Source organism: Candidatus Riesia pediculicola, assembly GCF_002073915.1.
Taxonomy (GTDB): Bacteria; Pseudomonadota; Gammaproteobacteria; order Enterobacterales; family Enterobacteriaceae; genus Riesia; species Riesia pediculicola.
Window position 1 is genome coordinate 77,942 of record NZ_CP012841.1, and the last position, 17,873, is coordinate 95,814.

The 17,873-nt window shown below is 27.9% G+C and carries 16 protein-coding genes; 10 read left to right on the forward strand and 6 right to left on the reverse strand.

What is annotated here, in order from left to right; genetic code table 11:
- Positions 1–182 precede the first annotated feature (182 nt).
- The 4 genes from mrdA (at position 183) to lipA (ending at position 4,953) form a co-directional block, all read left to right on the forward strand.
- Complete coding sequence (mrdA, locus tag AOE55_RS00430) at positions 183–2,084, forward strand: penicillin-binding protein 2 (RefSeq protein ID WP_013087641.1); 1,902 nt, start codon at positions 183–185, stop codon at positions 2,082–2,084.
- A gap of 6 nt (positions 2,085–2,090) precedes the next feature.
- Positions 2,091–3,215, forward strand: coding sequence for a rod shape-determining protein RodA (gene rodA / locus AOE55_RS00435; protein ID WP_013087567.1), 1,125 nt, complete (start codon positions 2,091–2,093; stop codon positions 3,213–3,215).
- Between the two features lie 126 nt (positions 3,216–3,341).
- Positions 3,342–3,959 (forward strand): lipoyl(octanoyl) transferase LipB, encoded by a 618-nt coding sequence (gene lipB, locus AOE55_RS00440; RefSeq protein WP_013087638.1) that lies wholly within the window; start codon positions 3,342–3,344, stop codon positions 3,957–3,959.
- Positions 3,960–4,080: 121 nt separating this feature from the next.
- Positions 4,081–4,953 carry a lipoyl synthase gene (gene lipA / locus AOE55_RS00445; protein WP_013087435.1) on the forward strand — a complete coding sequence of 291 codons (873 nt, stop codon included), beginning with the start codon at positions 4,081–4,083 and terminating at the stop codon, positions 4,951–4,953.
- Between the two features lie 22 nt (positions 4,954–4,975).
- Here the strand turns inward: lipA and cspE are convergent, their stop codons facing one another.
- Together cspE and AOE55_RS00455 are read right to left on the reverse strand one after the other, a co-directional pair.
- Positions 4,976–5,185 carry a transcription antiterminator/RNA stability regulator CspE gene (gene cspE / locus AOE55_RS00450; RefSeq protein WP_013087511.1) on the reverse strand — a complete coding sequence of 70 codons (210 nt, stop codon included), beginning with the start codon at positions 5,183–5,185 and terminating at the stop codon, positions 4,976–4,978.
- 110 nt (positions 5,186–5,295) lie between these two features.
- Positions 5,296–5,871: a metal-dependent hydrolase gene (locus tag AOE55_RS00455; RefSeq protein ID WP_013087498.1), complete on the reverse strand. Its 576-nt coding sequence runs from the start codon at positions 5,869–5,871 to the stop codon at positions 5,296–5,298.
- Between the two features lie 981 nt (positions 5,872–6,852).
- On the opposite strand from AOE55_RS00455, the gene thrS reads away from it, so the two are divergent.
- The 6 genes from thrS to pheT all read left to right on the forward strand — a co-directional run bounded on the left by thrS (position 6,853) and on the right by pheT (position 12,727).
- Positions 6,853–8,097, forward strand: coding sequence for a threonine--tRNA ligase (thrS, locus tag AOE55_RS00460; RefSeq protein WP_013087761.1), 1,245 nt, complete (start codon positions 6,853–6,855; stop codon positions 8,095–8,097).
- On the forward strand, positions 8,087–8,638 hold the full coding sequence (gene infC, locus AOE55_RS00465; RefSeq protein ID WP_013087875.1) for a translation initiation factor IF-3: 552 nt from the start codon (positions 8,087–8,089) through the stop codon (positions 8,636–8,638). The genes thrS and infC overlap by 11 nt, the downstream gene beginning before the upstream one ends.
- A 59-nt stretch (positions 8,639–8,697) precedes the next feature.
- Entirely contained in the window at positions 8,698–8,895 is a 198-nt protein-coding gene (rpmI, locus tag AOE55_RS00470) for a 50S ribosomal protein L35 (protein WP_041855165.1), read from the forward strand.
- A 56-nt stretch (positions 8,896–8,951) separates the two neighbouring features.
- Positions 8,952–9,305, forward strand: coding sequence for a 50S ribosomal protein L20 (rplT, locus tag AOE55_RS00475; RefSeq protein ID WP_013087849.1), 354 nt, complete (start codon positions 8,952–8,954; stop codon positions 9,303–9,305).
- 213 nt (positions 9,306–9,518) lie between these two features.
- Positions 9,519–10,250: a phenylalanine--tRNA ligase subunit alpha gene (pheS, locus tag AOE55_RS00480; RefSeq protein WP_013087733.1), complete on the forward strand. Its 732-nt coding sequence runs from the start codon at positions 9,519–9,521 to the stop codon at positions 10,248–10,250.
- Between the two features lie 14 nt (positions 10,251–10,264).
- Positions 10,265–12,727 (forward strand): phenylalanine--tRNA ligase subunit beta, encoded by a 2,463-nt coding sequence (pheT, locus tag AOE55_RS00485; protein ID WP_080611623.1) that lies wholly within the window; start codon positions 10,265–10,267, stop codon positions 12,725–12,727.
- 22 nt (positions 12,728–12,749) lie between these two features.
- Here pheT and manZ read toward each other — a convergent pair whose 3' ends face one another.
- From manZ to pabB, 4 genes are all read right to left on the reverse strand, one after another.
- Positions 12,750–13,610 (reverse strand): PTS mannose transporter subunit IID, encoded by an 861-nt coding sequence (gene manZ, locus AOE55_RS00490; RefSeq protein WP_013087434.1) that lies wholly within the window; start codon positions 13,608–13,610, stop codon positions 12,750–12,752.
- 20 nt (positions 13,611–13,630) lie between these two features.
- Complete coding sequence (locus AOE55_RS00495; protein WP_080611626.1) at positions 13,631–14,449, reverse strand: PTS mannose/fructose/sorbose transporter subunit IIC; 819 nt, start codon at positions 14,447–14,449, stop codon at positions 13,631–13,633.
- Between the two features lie 60 nt (positions 14,450–14,509).
- On the reverse strand, positions 14,510–15,499 hold the full coding sequence (manX, locus tag AOE55_RS00500) for a PTS mannose transporter subunit IIAB (protein ID WP_013087530.1): 990 nt from the start codon (positions 15,497–15,499) through the stop codon (positions 14,510–14,512).
- Positions 15,500–15,876: 377 nt separating this feature from the next.
- Complete coding sequence (gene pabB / locus AOE55_RS00505) at positions 15,877–17,259, reverse strand: aminodeoxychorismate synthase component I (RefSeq protein WP_013087621.1); 1,383 nt, start codon at positions 17,257–17,259, stop codon at positions 15,877–15,879.
- Positions 17,260–17,873 lie beyond the last annotated feature (614 nt).

Here is a 17,873-nt window from a genome sequence, read left to right on the forward strand (position 1 = left end):
AACTTTCAAAAAGATCCATCAATCTTTTTCAAAGAATATAAAATATTTTGATTTTGAAAAATTGATTCTTTAATACCTTTCAGAAACTTCATTAAAGAAAAATCAAAAGCATTTAATTGATTTGTAATTCATAATTAAAAATAACTTTCTGACCGATAAATTTAAAATACGTATACATAAATATGTATATTAAAAGAAAGAAAAACGAAAAAATCTATCTCAGAGATTATAAAAAAGAGTTTAATTTGTTTTCTAAAAGAATCGTTATATCTCTTATCATCCTCCTCCTATCGGTTTTTATAATCGTGATCAAAATGTATCGGTTACAGATTAATGATCATCTAGAATACTGGTATAAATCTGAAAGAAATAGAATAAAATTGATACCTTTGCGATCGATTAGAGGAGAAATATACGATAGAAACGGAATTCCATTAGCGACTAATAGAGCGTATTATCAGTTAGAGCTAGTTCCAGAAGAAGCAGAGAACTTACAAAAAATTTTTAAAGATCTGAAAAAATTGATTGATCTTAATGAAGAAGACATAAGAATTTTCTATAAAACTAAGAGAAGATCACGTAAGTTTACTTCTATACCAATCAAAAGGATGTTGAATGAACAGCAAATCTTTTGTTTTTTAGTTAACCAACATCAATTTCCGGGAGTTAAAATATCTAAACATTACTTCAGATACTACCCATATGGTCAGGTTCTAACACATTCTATCGGTTATGTATCTGGAATTAATGAAAAAGATCTAGGTTATTTAGAAAATCATGGATCGTTAAATAACTATTTTAAAAATGATACTATAGGAAGAATAGGAATGGAAAGAAGGTATGAAAACATTTTACGTGGTAAATTAGGATATCGAAAAGTCGAAATCAACAGACAAGAAAGAATAATGCGACAATTAGAGTACCTTCCTCCTGAGCCTGGATCCGACATTTATACCACAATCGATCTAAAATTACAAGTTAAAATACAAAAACTATTAACCAATAACAAAGCGTCGGTTATTGTTGCTGATCCAAGAAATGGAGAAATACTAGCTTTAGTATCAAATCCAACTTACGATCCAAATTTATTCATCAAAGGAATATCTAATCAAGAATATCAACTTCTTCTGGAAAATAAGGATCATCCATTTATTAACAGAACAATTCAAGGATTGTATCCTCCAGCATCCACTGCAAAACCTTTTATAGCGATAGCAGCATTAAGCGAAAAAATCATCGATGAAAAATTTACAATTTTCGACAATGGATGTTGGAAATTACCGAATTCTGAAAAAAAATATAGAGACTGGAAGAGAGAAGGACACGGATTACTCAATATTTCTCAAGCTATCATTGAGTCTTCAGACACATTTTTTTATTATTTAGCTCATAGAATGGGAATTGATTTGATTTCTGATTGGATGAAAAAGTTTGGATATGGAAAATTTTCAGGTATCGATCTCTTTGAAGAACATTTAGGAAATATGCCTTCAAAATCTTGGAAGATGCAACTTTATAAAAAACCATGGTATCAAGGAGATACAATTTCTATTGGAATTGGACAAGGATATTGGACAGCTACACCGATTCAAATGATGAAAGCATTGCTGATATTAATCAATGATGGGATAATTAAATCTCCACATCTTCTTCATGGAGTAAGTTATCGAGATAGATGTATACTTAACAAGCAAAATAAATTTGAAAAAATAGAAGGTGTGGACATTGCGTTTTGGAGATTAGTTAAAGAAAGTATGCATGGTGTATCTCATCATTTCCGAGGAACTGCTTACAGCAGTTTTTTGAACGTACCTTATAAAACTGCGATCAAATCTGGCACTGCTCAAGTTTTCAGTTATGAAACATATAATATAGAGGATATATCGGAAAACTTAAGAGATCATAAATTAATGATCGGATTCGCTCCATATGAAAACCCTACTGTTTCGGTAATGATCGTTTTAGAAAATTATGATGTCGAACAACAGTTAGCAATCGGAAAAATCGCGAGAATAATCTTCGATCATTTCTTAGTTCAAGATTTATCCGAAAGTTCGGTATTTCCAGAAAAAAATATTGAATAAAATATCATGAAAAGAAATAAAAAAAAGATTAAATATACTACTCCATTCTTGATTAGATTTCACATAGATGGAATAGTATTGTTTCTAGTTCTTTTATTATCTGTTGTCAGTCTTATAATTACATGGAGTGCAAGCGGTCAAGATTTCAACTTTTTAAAAAAAAAATTTTTTCAAATTTTTTTAGGATTGATAGTTATGTTATCATCCTCTCAAATATCTCCAAGAAGATATGAGATTTGTTCTCCCTATCTTTATATAGTTAATATATTTTTATTAGTTCTTGTAGTATTTCATGGTCAAACTATCAAAGGAGCGAAAAGATGGTTAAATATATGTAACATCAGTTTTCAACCTTCAGAATTATCTAAAATTACAGTCCCACTTTTCATATCAAGAATAATCAATCGGAATCCATGTCCTCTAAAAAAAAGAAGTTCAGTTATATCAATCTTTTTGATTTTTATACCTACTATCTTAGTAGGTATACAACCTGATTTAGGAACTTCAATTTTAATCGCTTTTTCTGGAGTATCTGTTTTATTTCTTTCTGGAATATCCTGGAAAAAAATTATTTTTTCTTCCATATTTTTAATTTTTCTTTTTCCATATTTATGGTTTTTTTCAATGCATGAATATCAAAAAAACAGAATTTTTACATTTTTATTTCCAGAATCGGATCCCTTAGGAAAGGGGTATCATATCATTCAATCAAAAATAGCTATAGGATCAGGAGGTTTATTCGGAAAGGGACTTTTTCAAGGTACTCAATCTCATTTGAACTTCTTACCAGAAAAATCCACTGACTTTATTTTCTCTGTTCTAGCAGAAGAATTCGGATTATTAGGTGTGATTTCAGTCATACTATTTTATTTATTTTTATTTTTTAGAGGAATAATGATTTCAATTTATTCGAAAAGTTCCTTTGGGATGATCGTGGTATCGACTATTATGTTTTCATTTTTTACTTGTGTCTTTGTTAACATTGGAATGGTTAGCGGAATATTTCCAGTAGTTGGAATACCTTTGCCAATTATGAGTTATGGTGGGTCGTCTTTAGTACAGCTAATGATAGGATTGGGTATCACAATGTCTGTCCAAACTCATAAAAAATTTTTTTCCAATGAATTATGAATAAATCAATACAGTAATTCTTTTGAGAATTTCGAGAAGTTTGATTGAGTTTTTCAAGAAGATTTATCAATTCTTTTAAGGTTTTTCTGTATGAAACGTTAATTAATAGATCAATAAATTCGTTCTATGTTTCATACACATATCAGATTTCGAAATCTAGGAATACAGGATTATCGAAAAACTTATAAATCTATGATAGAATTCAGCAAGAATAGGGTGAATTCCACCCCAGATGAGATATGGTTAGTTGAACATTTTCCGGTTTTTACATTAGGAAAATCAAGTATTCAAGAACTGGAATATATTTTCCGAACTGACATACCAATAGTTCAATCTGATAGAGGAGGGAAAATTACTTATCATGGTCCAGGTCAGCAGATTATGTATGTTCTATTAAATCTAAAAAAAAGATCGATGAATGTAGGAAAGCTGATTTCTAGTTTGGAGAAGATAGTTATTAGCTTACTGAAAGAAATTGGAATCCATTCTTATTCTTGTAAAAGGAACAGAGGAATATACGTGAATCAGAAAAAGATAAGTTCTTTAGGATTAAAGATTTCTCGAGGATGTTCTTTTCATGGGTTGTCAATAAATGTCAAGATGGATCTTTCTCCTTTCAATCATATAGTTCCCTGTGGTTTGTCAAATATTGAAATGACTCAAATAAGTGAATTTTTTCCAAAAATTCGCATGAAGATCGTAAGAGAACTTCTGTTAAAATATACTAGATGTCTTTTAAAATAATAAAAGCATAATAAATTTTCAGATTTATTTATGCTTGAAAAATGATTTTTTATGTTTTTCTCCTTTTTAAGGAATTTCCGATAAATATTCACGAAAATTATCAATTAAAATTTAATTTTTTATGAATCTCAAAAAACCATCCTGGATCAAAATCAGAGCTCCTTCCTCTTCAGAGGAAAAGATAATTCAAGAAACTAGAGATACTATAAGATCCCATTCTTTACATACAGTTTGCGAAGAATCTTCTTGTCCAAATTTAGTCGAATGTTATCAAAAAAGAGTAGTTACTTTTCTCATATTAGGTTCGATCTGTACTCGAAATTGTCGATTTTGTAACGTCCAAAAAGGAAGACCAAAATTTGTGGACATTGAGGAACCACAAAAAATATCCAATTTTATACTGAAAATGAAATTGAAACACATTGTCATAACCTCGGTAAATCGAGATGATCTACACGATAAAGGAGCGAATCATTTTCTGAAATGTATTCAATCAATCAGAAAGAAAAGTAAAGAAACTACCATTGAAATACTTGTACCTGATTTTCATCTCTATGAAAAAGAAGCAATAAAAATTTTAAGTACTTGTCCACCAGATATATTTTCGCACAATATAGAAAGTGTTCCGAGGATATACAAGAAGGTTCGACCAGCTTCCGATTATAGAAGATCCTTAAATCTATTACGTTATTTTAAAACTCTTAATTCTGATACTCCAACTAAATCGGGAATTATGGTCGGTCTTGGAGAAACTAAAAATGAAGTAATATCCGTATTGAAAGATCTTAAAAAGAATGGAGTTTCGTTCTTAACGATTGGACAATATTTGAGACCAAGTCGTAAACATCTTCCGGTAAAACGTTATTTAAATTTAAGAGAGTTTTCTGACCTCAGAAAGGAAGCTGAAAATATAGGGTTCGAAAATGTGTCCTGCGGTCCTTTAGTTAGATCTTCGTATAATTCAGGAGAAATATTTTTTAAAACCCTTACTTAAAAAAGTAAGGGTTGTGATTTCTTTAAATAGCAACGACATTAATTGCAGAAGGTCCTTTTTCTCCATTTGCCACATCAAATTCCACTTTCTGTCCTTCTGTTAAAGTTTTAAATCCTTCAGATTGAATAGAAGTAAAATGAACGAAAACATCCTTACTACCATCTTCTGGGCTAATAAATCCAAATCCTTTTGCTTCGTTAAACCATTTAACACTACCTTTAATTTTCGACATTAAAATTACCTTAAATAAATGCATTTAAAACTGTTATTCTATCAAAAAAAAAAGGATTGTCTACATAAATCAATCAAAAATAAGAAAGCAAAGAATGGATATTCATATTTTTATTTTATAGAATAAACATAATTACTAAATCTTATAGAAGAATTTTTTAAATTTTCAATTAAGAAAATAATGTTTGAAGAATAATTTTTGGGTATCAGAACTGATAAAATAATCAAGATAATCGAAATCATTCTTTCAACTCGATAAATACTATCATTTTTTAGAACTGGAAAACCAAATTTTTTCTTAAATGGCCAAAATAAAGGAACTCCACTTTTAGTTAATAAGTCTCCGACAATATGACTTAAATAACCCAACAAAAAAGATTTTGTGAAATCGCAAGAAATAACACTCCTTTCTGAAATAGGAGAAAACAGAAATGTAATAGTTATCCAAAAAAGCAAGCTATGCGTTATTCCTCGATGCCCCGATAATTTATATATTGGAACAGATATGCATCTCATTGATCTTCCAATTTTAGAGCAAGGATGATCAATGTCTGGAATCATGGATCCGATCACAGATCCTACAATCAAGTGTAAAAAGTCTCCCTTAAGAATTTCGTAATTTATCAATAACTTTTTAAAGAAAACTAGTAAAGATATTGAAAACCAAAGATGCCCGAAAAATGTCATTTTTATTTAAGAAAATTTTTAAACTAATGAATAAACTTTTGTAAAGTATACCTATATAGAATACGAAATCTTTTAATCCGATATTCACGAAAAATTTTTCATAGATTTTTAATATTTTTCAATCGAATCATAAAAAATAGAGATTAAAAAACATTCTTTAAAAGAAATTAAAATATACGAAAAAATTGAAAACAACTCGATCTTTCATAGGAAACTCATGAAATTTCAATATTTTTGTCAGGTAGTTTGAAAAGGACATAAAAATACCTTATCAATATTTTCCAAATCTTCAAGAATAATAGTGAATAATTTCGATAGAAAGCTTTTAAAGAAATTTCTAATCTGAACAACTTGATACATGAGAAAATCGATCCTTATTTAAATTTAAGTAAATTATATTTATGTAATGTGAACTTTTTGAATTTTTTGGTATGTATATTAATTTCTTATTTTTAATTAAGAATAGTAAATCCATTCATTTTCAAAAGTATTTAAAAAAAGGACAATTTTAGTCCTTTTCAAGAATTTAGGAGTCTCTAAAATAAACATATAAAGAGAAACGTACATATATGATCGATCCATTCTCGTTCTAAAAAAGATATATCGGAAAAAATCAAAAAATAAGGATTCCTCTCATGAAAAAATATGAAATTTAAAAAATATAAAGACAAATCCAATCATAAAAGTTGAATCGAAAAATCAATTCTCTATTTAATAATCTTATAAAAACAACGTACTCTAATTAGAAAAAGATAAAATAATTCGAAAGAATGACAAAATTTACTTTTGATATTTAATATAATATAATGAGGGAGTTTTGAAAAAAATCTAAACCTAAAATAAAAAAATCGGATAATCTATTGTTAGATCTTTTTTTTAAAAATTTTAAAAATTCTGCTCTCTATCTTGAATTAAAAAAGTTTCTCTAATTTTACTTAAACGATTGTTTAATGTCAATTAAAACCGGATCACTTTTGAAAAATGAATCAAAGAAATCGTAAATTCAGCAATCATACGGAAAAAGAACAAGATCATAGAAGTATAGGGAGGCAACTCGAACTTTTTTATTTCGATCAAAATTCTCCAGGAAGTGTATTTTGGAACCCAAACGGATTAATTATATTCCAAGAGTTAAAAAGATATATTCGATTAAAATTGAAAGAATATCAGTATCAAGAAGTAAAAACTCCAGAAATTTTACATAAATCTCTTTGGAAAAAAACAGGACATTTACAAAATTATGAGAAGTACATGTTTAAGGTAAGTTCTGAAAGTAGAAAATATTGTTTAAAACCAATGAATTGTCCAGGACATATTAAAATATTTCAACAAAAAATAAGATCTTATAGAGATTTGCCTCTAAGAATAGCTGAATTCGGGAATTGTCACAGAAACGAATTGTCTGGATCTTTACATGGATTAATGAGAGTTAGAGAGTTCACTCAAGATGACGCCCATATTTTTTGTACTAAAGAACAAGTTTTTGAAGAAATAAAGAAATGTATTGGTATGGTTCAAGAAGTATACAAAACATTTGGATTTAAAAAAATATCGATTAGACTAGCTACTAGACCAAAACAAAGAATTGGAGAAGAAAAATATTGGGATTATGCAGAGTCTATTTTGGAAAAGGCTTTGGAAAAAGAATTTGATCTTTTACCAGAAAACGGAGCTTTTTATGGTCCAAAAATAGAATTTACTTTACACGATCGATTGGAAAGAGAGTGGCAATGTGGAACCATCCAATTGGATTTTTTATTGCCTATTCAACTTGGTGTTTTTTATATCGATCAAAAAAATAAAAAGCAACATCCGATGATCATTCATAGAGCTATTTTAGGATCAATTGAAAGATTTATTGGAATACTGATTGAACATTATTCTGGTTATCTTCCAACTTGGTTATCTCCCATACAAGTAGTTGTTATAAGCGTCTCTAAAAAATATATAAACTTTTCAAAAAAAATAGTTCAAAGAATTAAATATGCAGGAATTCGAGTATACCATGACTTAAAAAATGAAAAAATTAACCTTAAAATCAGAAAACATAGTATTAATAAAATACCTTATATTGTTCTATGTGGTGAGAAAGAAGAAAAAACTGGAAGCGTATCAATAAGAAGAAAACTAGAGAAAGTAATAAAAACAATTTCCATAGAAAATTTTATCAAGATGGTATCTTCTGAAATTAATAATTACTTGATTGAAGGAGGACATGCTTATTAAAACTAAAAAAAAGAATCATATACGTTTGAACAAAATTAATCAGGAAATCACTGCTAAAGAAGTTCGATTAACTGGACTTCAAGGTGAACAAATGGGAATTGTGAGTATTAAAGAAGCAATTAAAAAAGCAGAAACTTTTGGATTAGATTTGGTAGAAATAGCGCCGAACACAGTTCCACCAGTTTGTAAAATCATGAATTATGGAAAGTTCATTTATCGAAAAAATAAACTGATTAAAAAACAGAAAAAAAAACAAAAATTGTTTCAAGTTAAAGAGATTAAGTTTAGACCAAATACAAACGAAGGCGATTATCAAACTAAACTTAAGAAATTAATTAAATTTCTGAAACATGGAGATAAAACTAAAATTACTGTCAGATTTAGAGGAAGAGAGGTAACTCATAAAAAAATAGGACTTAATATGCTAAATAGAATCCAAAAGGATTTGGAATCTTATTCCAATACAGAAATGTTTTCAAGTAAAATAGAAAATCGTCAAATAGTTATGATTTTGTCTCCAAAAAGTAAAAAGCTAAAGTAATCTATAGAAAGATATATTGATTTAAATCTCTCAAAATAATGGATTCTTTGTAAAAAAACATGAAAAAGATGAAAACCATAAGGGGGGCTTTTAAAAGAATTAGAAAATTCTCTAATAGAAGCTTAAAACATAAAAAATCAAATCTTCGACATATCTTAACTAAAAAATCTAAAAAGCGTAAACGTCATTTAAGAATAAAGTCTATTGTATCTAGATCAAACTTAAATACTTTGCGATCACATCTTCCTTATATATAGAAATATAAAAAGATATTTCGATAACAAAAAAATTATTACATGTTAATAGGAGAAGTATGACTCGTGTAAAAAGGGGTACTTTTGCTCACGCGAAACACAAAAAAGTTATTGATCAAGCTAAAGGATATTACGGAGCAAGATCTAGAAATTATCGTTCTGCATTTCAAGCAGTAATTAAATCAGGTCAATATTCCTATAGGGATCGTCGTCGCCGTAAAACTGATATGAGAAAACTTTGGATTTCCAGAATCAATGCAGAAAGTAGAAAATATGGATTGAGTTATAGCAGATTAATTGAAATGTTAAAGAATTCCTCTATTATTATTAATAGGAAAATACTTTCTGAAATAGCTATTTCTAATAAAAAATTTTTTTCTTATTTAGTTAAAAAGTTAAAAAAATATCTTTAAAATTTAAAGTTTTCCTTGATTTCTATTTTTATAACTAAACTGAGATAGAAAAATTTCTTAGAAAGGTTCCATAAAGATCATTAAAACTTAATTAATTTTCTCTCAATAAACGTTAATTTGAAAATTAATATCTATAATCAACAAGATAAAAAAGTTCTTTTAAAGAGAAAGATTAGTTTAAGATATTTTAAAGAAAAAAAATTTATATAAAATATGTCTGGAAAAAAATCCAAAAAAATAGATATTACTCTATCAGGAAGAAAAACTAGAACCGGGAGTATCCATCTAATCACACAAGCTTTTCAAGAAATTAGAGATTATTTTTTCAAACTTGGATTTTCTTCAGAAGAAGGTCCTGAGATTGAAAATGAAAAAAATAATTTTGATTTTCTTAATATACCAAAAGATCATCCGGATAGAAGAAAACAAAGTACTTTCTGGATAGATCAGGAAAATCTCTTAAGAACACAAATATCATGTATACAAGTTCGATCTATGAAAAAAAGAAATCCTCCTGTTCGAATCATTTCTTCTGGAAAAGTATATAGAAAAGATTATGATCAAAATCATACTCCAATGTTTCATCAAACTGACGGTTTTATAATAGAAAAATTAGTAAATTTTATTTACTTAAGAGATATTCTTGTTGATTTTTTAAAAAGTTTCTTTAAAAGAGATATCGAAACCAGATTAAGATCTTCTTATTTTCCTTTTACTGAACCATCAATGGAAATTGATGTATTGGATGTTAAAGGAAATTGGATCGAAGTAATAGGTTGCGGAATGATGCATCCAAAAATACTTAGCAACATTCATATTAATTCTCAAGATTATTCAGGATTAGCCTTTGGGATAGGTGTGGATAGAATCGTCACAATTAGACATGAGATTCCGGATATCCGTATTCTTTTTGAAAACGATTTACGTTTTCTTAAACAGTTCTGAAAAAAAATAAAATTATGAAATTTGATGAGACTTGGATTAAAGAATGGATCGATTTTGAAATTGATAGTGAATCTTTGTTAGAACAAATCACTAGAATTGGAATAGAAGTTAATAAAATTTTTCCAAGAGAAAAATATTTAGAAAATATGATAGTCGGAAAAATCGTTAAAATTTCCGAATGCTTCGAGAATAAAATTCCTTCAAAAGTACTTACGGTAGACATTGGTAAGAAACTTTTAAAAATTTTCTGCAACTCTCTAAATAGTCGATTGAACATGAAAGTAGCAGTGTCCATTCAAAAATCTTATTCTATAAAAAATAAAAAGAAAAGAGAACAAATTTCTGAAGCATGTTTATGTCGATACAATCAAATTTTCTTTCTTAAAGAAAATAGAAATATTGTAGAAATTCCTAAAAATTTTTCAATTGGAAGCAAAATCGGAAAACATTTAATACAGTATTATCAAAGAACATTTGATAGTTCTTCCGTATCAAATAGAAAAGATTTTGACTACATTTTTGGAATATACAGAGACATAGCAGCTATCAATAGAAAAAAAATTAGTTTTCAAAAAAATAAAATCAAAAAAAATAGAAAAATAAGCCATTCAAGTCATGTAAAACTTAACATAACAGAACCAAAATATTGCCCGTATATTTTTTCTAGAGTTATTAAGAAAGTAGATGTTGGGATAAAAACTCCTGATTGGATGATAGAAAGACTTTCATGGAATGATGTTGTAACAACTAATCCTATAAATAACATAAAAAACTATGTAAAACTAGAAACAGGATACTCTATATTTGCTTACGACTTCGAAAAAATCAGAGGATCTATAACGATAAGGAGATCTAAAAAAAATGAAAGTATATTTCTTAAAGAAAAAAAGATTGATTTACTCCAAAATACTTTAGTAATTTCTGATGAAAAATCTATAATCAGCATTATTGGAATAACTGACAATGAAAGGTTTAAAATTCAAAAAAATACTTCAAATATACTATTAATTTGTGCAATTTTTGATTTCAACCTATTCTCTAATAGTTTGAATGAATACCAATATGTTTATGGATTATCTTCAAAAGTTAATGAATCTCAAGAAAAAGATTCAAATATGTTATTAAACACGATCGAAAGAACTAGCGAGTTAATCACAAAGATCTGTGGAGGTGAAGTTGGAAAGATCATTAAATTCATTTATGAAGACCAATGTTTGAAAGAATCAAGAAAAATTGTTTTAAAACTAAAAAAAATCCATCAAACAATAGGACATAGACTCTCCTACAAAAAAATAAGTGAAATATTGATTCATTTGGGATTTAAAATCCTTTCAGATTCGAACTATGACCAACTAGAAATAAAAATTCCCTCTTGGAGAAAAGACGTTTCGATAGAAGAAGACATTATTGACGAAATAATTAGAATATATGGATACAATAATTTTCCTAAAGAATCTTCTAGAAATTTACAAATCAATTCTAAAGTTATAAACAATCAAAGAGATCTATCTATGATGGATATTCTTTACTTACTAAAAAGATCATTGGCTTGTCTTGGATATCACGAAATCATTACTTATAGTTTTATCAATGAAAAATTACAAAATCTGTTATTTTTCAATCAAAATTATATTGAATTACCTCATCCAATATCTTCGAAAATGTCAGTAATGAGAACTTCTTTAATACCAGGTATACTTTCTGCAGTTCAATACAATCAAAGAAGGCAAAACGATCAAATCAAGATATTTGAAAGCGGTTATACATTTTTTTTAAAGAAGAATTCATCAGCTGATAGTCATCAAACCAAAGTTACTCAAAAACTGATGTTATCTGCTGCAATTGTAGATCAAAAAGAAAGAAGTTGGTTTCAAGAAAACAGAAAAATAGATTTCTTCGACATTAAAGGAGATTTAGAATCCATACTGTGTTCAATAAAGTCTGATAGAAAACGCTTTCTATTTAAAAAAAATCTATATTATCCAATTTTTGATAAAGAACAATCCGCTGAAATTTACTTAGATGATAAATTTTTTGGAATAATAGGAGTGATTCATAAAAGAATCAAAGAACAATTAGAAATACGTAAAAAAATATTTGTATTTGAGATTATAATAGAAAATTTACTTCTTAATAAAGATCTATTTTCTATAAAAAAATATAAGGAAATCTCTAAATTTCCTATGAATCAAAGGGATATCTCCATGATATTTAGAGAAGAAATTCCAGTCTCTGAAATTTTGTCAGAATGTAGAAGAGTGAGTTCATTTCTTCTAAAGAAAAAAATAGAAGTATCTTCTAAAATATTTGATATTTATCAAGGAAAATCAATTAAAAATGGATATAGAAGTATTTCAATCAACTTTACAATACAAAATTCTCAGAAAACTATGAGAGAACATGAAATTTCTAATGTCGTTGAAATTTTTATTAACGAGATGAAAAAGAAATTCTTTGCTATTTTAAGAGAAAAATAATAGTCTTTTTTTTTCGAAAAAACTACGACAAAAAACCAGTCCAGGAACCTAGAATACCTATAAAAAAAAGAAAAATAATCAGAAATAAAGAATTGACTTTCTTTCTGAGAAGCCAAATACAAAAAAATGTCAAAGAAAGAGGAACGATTCCTGGCATTAATTGATCCAAAATATCCTGAACTGTCGTAACAACAATCGATCCGTCCTTCTGATTTTTAATTTTTGAGACTACCAATGGAATATTTATATGTGTCCATTTGTTGACTAAAGCACCCATCACAAATAATCCAACAATGGTTGCCCCTTCCGTTATCTTTCTTAACATTCCTCCTTTATTAATATCTTCAATCAAATTAGTCCCTTTTCTATATCCATATATTACGCCAAAATACTTAATTGAAATTCGAACAATGTTGAACAGAAAAAAAAATAGAATTGGACCTAATAAACTACCATTTATCGCTATTCCAGCCCCAAGAGACGAAAATACTGGTCTAACTGTGCCCCAAAAGACCGGATCTCCAATTCCAGCTAATGGTCCCATCAATCCAATTTTCATACTATTGATGGAACTTTCTTGAACATCTTTTTCTGAAAGAACTTTTTTTTCTTCCATTGCTGTAACTATTCCAAGGATTGGGGAAGCTATATAAGGATGAGTGTTGAAAAATTCTAGATGACGTCGGATTACATTCTTTCTTTTTTCGTCATTTCTTGGATATAGCTTTTTAATAATCGGTATCATTGAAAAACAGAATCCAAGAGCTTGCATCCTCTCAAAATTCCAAGATCCTTGAAAAAAATGAGTTCTTAAAAAAACCTTAAATAGATCAGTGGAAGAAATTTTTTTCAAATGTTTATCTTGTATCTTGTCATATTTCATATAATCCTATCGTCCTCCAATCAATCTAATTCATCTTCTGAAATGTGATTTTTGTTTGAATTACAATCCCTTTCTCGACTACTTTCTTTTAATTTCTGTATGACATACTTTGGATTTAATTGAATATATATTATTGACATAATGACTCCGATAGATCCAATTGCGATCAAGTTGAAATCGGTGAAAGCTGAAATGATAAAACCTAAATACAGAAAAGGCATCAAATAACTCGTATACATCATATTAATTACCATAGCATAACCTACAACTACAATTATTCCACCTGCTACATTCAAACCATTCACAATGGTAGTCGGAATAGATTCAAGAAAAACTTTCAATTCTGATGTTCCAAAAAAAGAAACCATCATCATAGTAGGAACAACAATTCGGAAGGCTTGAAGAAATAAGGAAGACATATGAATTGCTGTTAAAGAACCTAAATGACCATAAGAAGATAATTTGTCTGCGCTTCTCTGAAAAAATATAGCGATCGTTCTTACTAGAACAGTAAGAGCTTGTCCTCCAGCGGCTATAGGTATAGCTATAGCTATACCTGTTCCAATATCTTGCTTTCCTGCGATCACCAAGATACTCGATACTATCGAGGCTAAGGCAGTATCTGGAGAAATGGCTGCTCCTACATTCATCCAACCCAAAGAAATCATTTCTAAAGTGCTTCCTAGGATGATTCCTGTGCTTAGATTCCCTAAAACCATACCAATCAAAGTACAAGCAACGATAGGTCTGTGGAATTGAAATTCATCCAAAATAGAATCCATTCCAATTAAACACGAAATAATAAAGATTAAAAAGATTTGAGTTGCACTAAGTTCCATTCTTTCACCTAATATCAAATGATAAAAAATTATTATTGATGTAGCGGATTAAATAAAAAATCATTTAAATTTACTTTTTATCAAACGAACCATATCAGTCTTTTTGTCACTGGTTATTTTCCTGATCTCTAGTTCTATTCCACTTCTAGAGAGTTCCATAAATGACTCTACATCTTTTTGATCAATAGAAATTGAATCATGAACTTGTTGTTTTCCTTCCTTATAAGACATACCTCCGATATTAATAGAACTTATTTCTATTCCTCTACGAACGATTTCTAAAACGTCTGTTGGATTAGTGAATAATAACATTACTCGATCTTTTGAGTACTTTGGATTGGAATAAACTCGGATAAATTTATCGATACTAACTACATGTGCATTTATTCCTGGAGGAGAAACTTGTTTTAATAACATGCAACGAACTTTATCTTCAGAAATCGAATCATTGATGATAATAATTCGATTTATTCGGGTATCTTTTGTCCATCTTGTAGCGACTTGTCCGTGTATTAATCGATCATCGATTCTAACTAAAACAATGTTCATGTTTTTTTTAGCTTTTTCTGAAGAAATTGACCTAAACTCATCAAATTGTGTTTCTTTTTGAGTTTTTTTTTCTTCTTTCTGTATTTCAGGATGAAGTTTAATTTCATCCCTTCCAGATTTGAGAGCATTTTGAACTATTTTTTGAAAATTCATATCGCTCTCTTCGAGAGAGAAAAATATAGAAATTAACATTGGTATGTTAACTCCAGTAATGATACAAACTTTTTCTTGAATATTATATGATTGACTTATTTTTTGAATTATTCTATTTGCTGCATTGAATGGACTCCCTCCCCATATGTCTACTAAAAATAACAATCCACTAATATCTTCAAATCTTTTTATATTTGATTCAAATTTCTTTATTAATATATCTGTATTCTCATCAGAATAGAAATTAATATAAGAAACATTTTCTTTTTTTCCAACTAACATTTCTGTTGTACGAACAAGCTGTTTTGCGGTGTGTCCATGAGTACTAACTATAATTGCTACGCTCAATCTTATTTTCCTCCCTTCATGATGTTTTCTAAAATCGTCTAGTTTTAGAAAAATTTATCTTTTTTATTCTTTTTTCTAAACAGTGAAAAAGAAGAACTTATATAAAGTTATTTCATATATCATAAAGAATATCTTTTATTAAAATCAAAAAATATTTTCATAATATATGAAAATTTCTCATATATTAAATATTTTTTATATAGTCTGTATATTTTCAAAAGACAAGGAAAAATTTTTCATAACTTATCTCAACAATTATCCAACTCTTATTCTCTAGAAAAGAATAAGTGTGTTTTTCTTATTTAAATTAAGAATGTTTTGTTCAACTGAATAAATATATTTCATCGAAATAAATTAAACCTTCGTAAGATCTTATTCTATACAACAAAATCTCTTCTAAAATATCTCAACACTTTACCGAACTTATGAATAGTTTCTAAATATTCTTTTTCTGAAAGACTATCCAGAACTATTCCTGATCCAGACCAACAATACATAGTTTGATCTTCCGTTAAAAAAGATCGAATGTTGATATTAGTATCCATTTTTTGACAAAAGCTAATATATCCTATAGATCCACAGTATCCATATCTATGGTTTGGTTCCAATTCATCAATAATTTGCATTGATCTAATCTTTGGAGCCCCTGTGACGGATCCTCCAGGAAAACAGGATCTTAACAAATCAGTTACATGATATTGATTTGATAATTTTCCAACAATAGTACTTACCAAATGATGCACTAAAGAAAAAGACTCTATGGAAAAAAGCTCTTTTACTTGTATAGTTCCTGGAACGGACACTTTTCCAAGATCATTTCTTAACAGATCAACTATCATGACATTTTCGGATTGATTCTTTTCAGAAATTTTTAATTTTTCAATGTTTTTTTGATCTTCGAAATGGTTATTTGATCTTACTTCCGTTCCCTTAATGGGCCTAGTTTCAATCATTCTATTATGATCTACTCTCAAAAATCTTTCAGGTGATAAACTAATAACACAATTTTTTTTCAATCTTATGAAAGCAGAAAGAGGAGATTGACTGATTCTTATAGACTTTAGAAATGCTATCCATTCATCTCCAAAATATTTTGCGTGAAATCTCTGGGATAAATTAATTTGATAACAATCTCCAGAAATTAAATATTCTTTAATTCTTTCCACTTTATCACAATATTGTTTTTTGGAAAGATTGCTCTTCCAACGTTCAATTACAAAAAAATCTTCCTTTTTCTTGGGGTTTTCCTGTTTTTCCATCCAATCTAATCGATCTTCCGGATTATCATAGCTAATTAAAAAGGCATTCCTTTTTTTATGATCCACTATTAAAGCCCAAAGATATATTCCAATAGCCATATCTGGTAATCTTAAAGATTTCCTTCTTATTAAGGAAAAATTTTCAATTCTGCGAAACAATTCATAGCTCCATATTCCTACAGCTCCTCCCTGAAAAGGAAAATTTTCTTCAGACTTACATAAATATAAAGTTTTTAAAATTTCAATTTTCTTTTTTAGCACTTCAAAAGGATCTGATTCAGAAAAATTTTCCTTTTTTTCATCGGTAATCTTTGTGATCTTTCCAACCGTCTCTATCGTAATTAGAGGGTCTGAAACTAAAATATCGAAATGATCTCTTAAGTTATGATAGTAACCAGAGTATAAAATCATCGACCATGGTAAATGAGATATTTTTTCAAAATAATGAAGTGCGATGTTTTTCGAATAGGACAATTTCTTTTTTTTTAGATATTTTATCATTTTATGATCTAATTGAATTATTCCAATAGTAGAGTACTTAAATTATAGATAAAAACAGAAGAACAATACAATTAATTCATTTAAAACATTGGATAAATTCTGATTTCATGAAAAAATTATTTATTTTTTATATTCTTTTAAAAATCTATTTCAATGGTTTTCCTATCGATATGATTTTAAGGATTTTTTAAAAAAATCTTATTTTTCTTTAAAAAAGATCTAAATTTTTATTCAAGAAATCGATCTTATAGTTCATCAGAAAAAATTCTTGAAAAAATTTATATTTTTTATTTGAACAGATTTAGATTAAAAAAAATGAAATTGAAAAAATTTATGTGTTTTACAAATTCTAAAAAGATATTATCAATAAACTAATTTTTGTACAAAAATTTAATTGAATCGATTCAAAAGGTAAAAAACTTGAATTTTTTCAATATAGTTATTTTCTTCTACTTTTATAAAATCCATCAAAATAGATAGCTTTAGATAAATCAATCTTAAAAAAATATTGGAACCATAATTATTCACACATCATTAATTCGATATGAGAAATTTTATAAATAATCTAAAAAGATCTATTTTTGATAGTCCGTTCATTTTTTTGAGAATTTTAC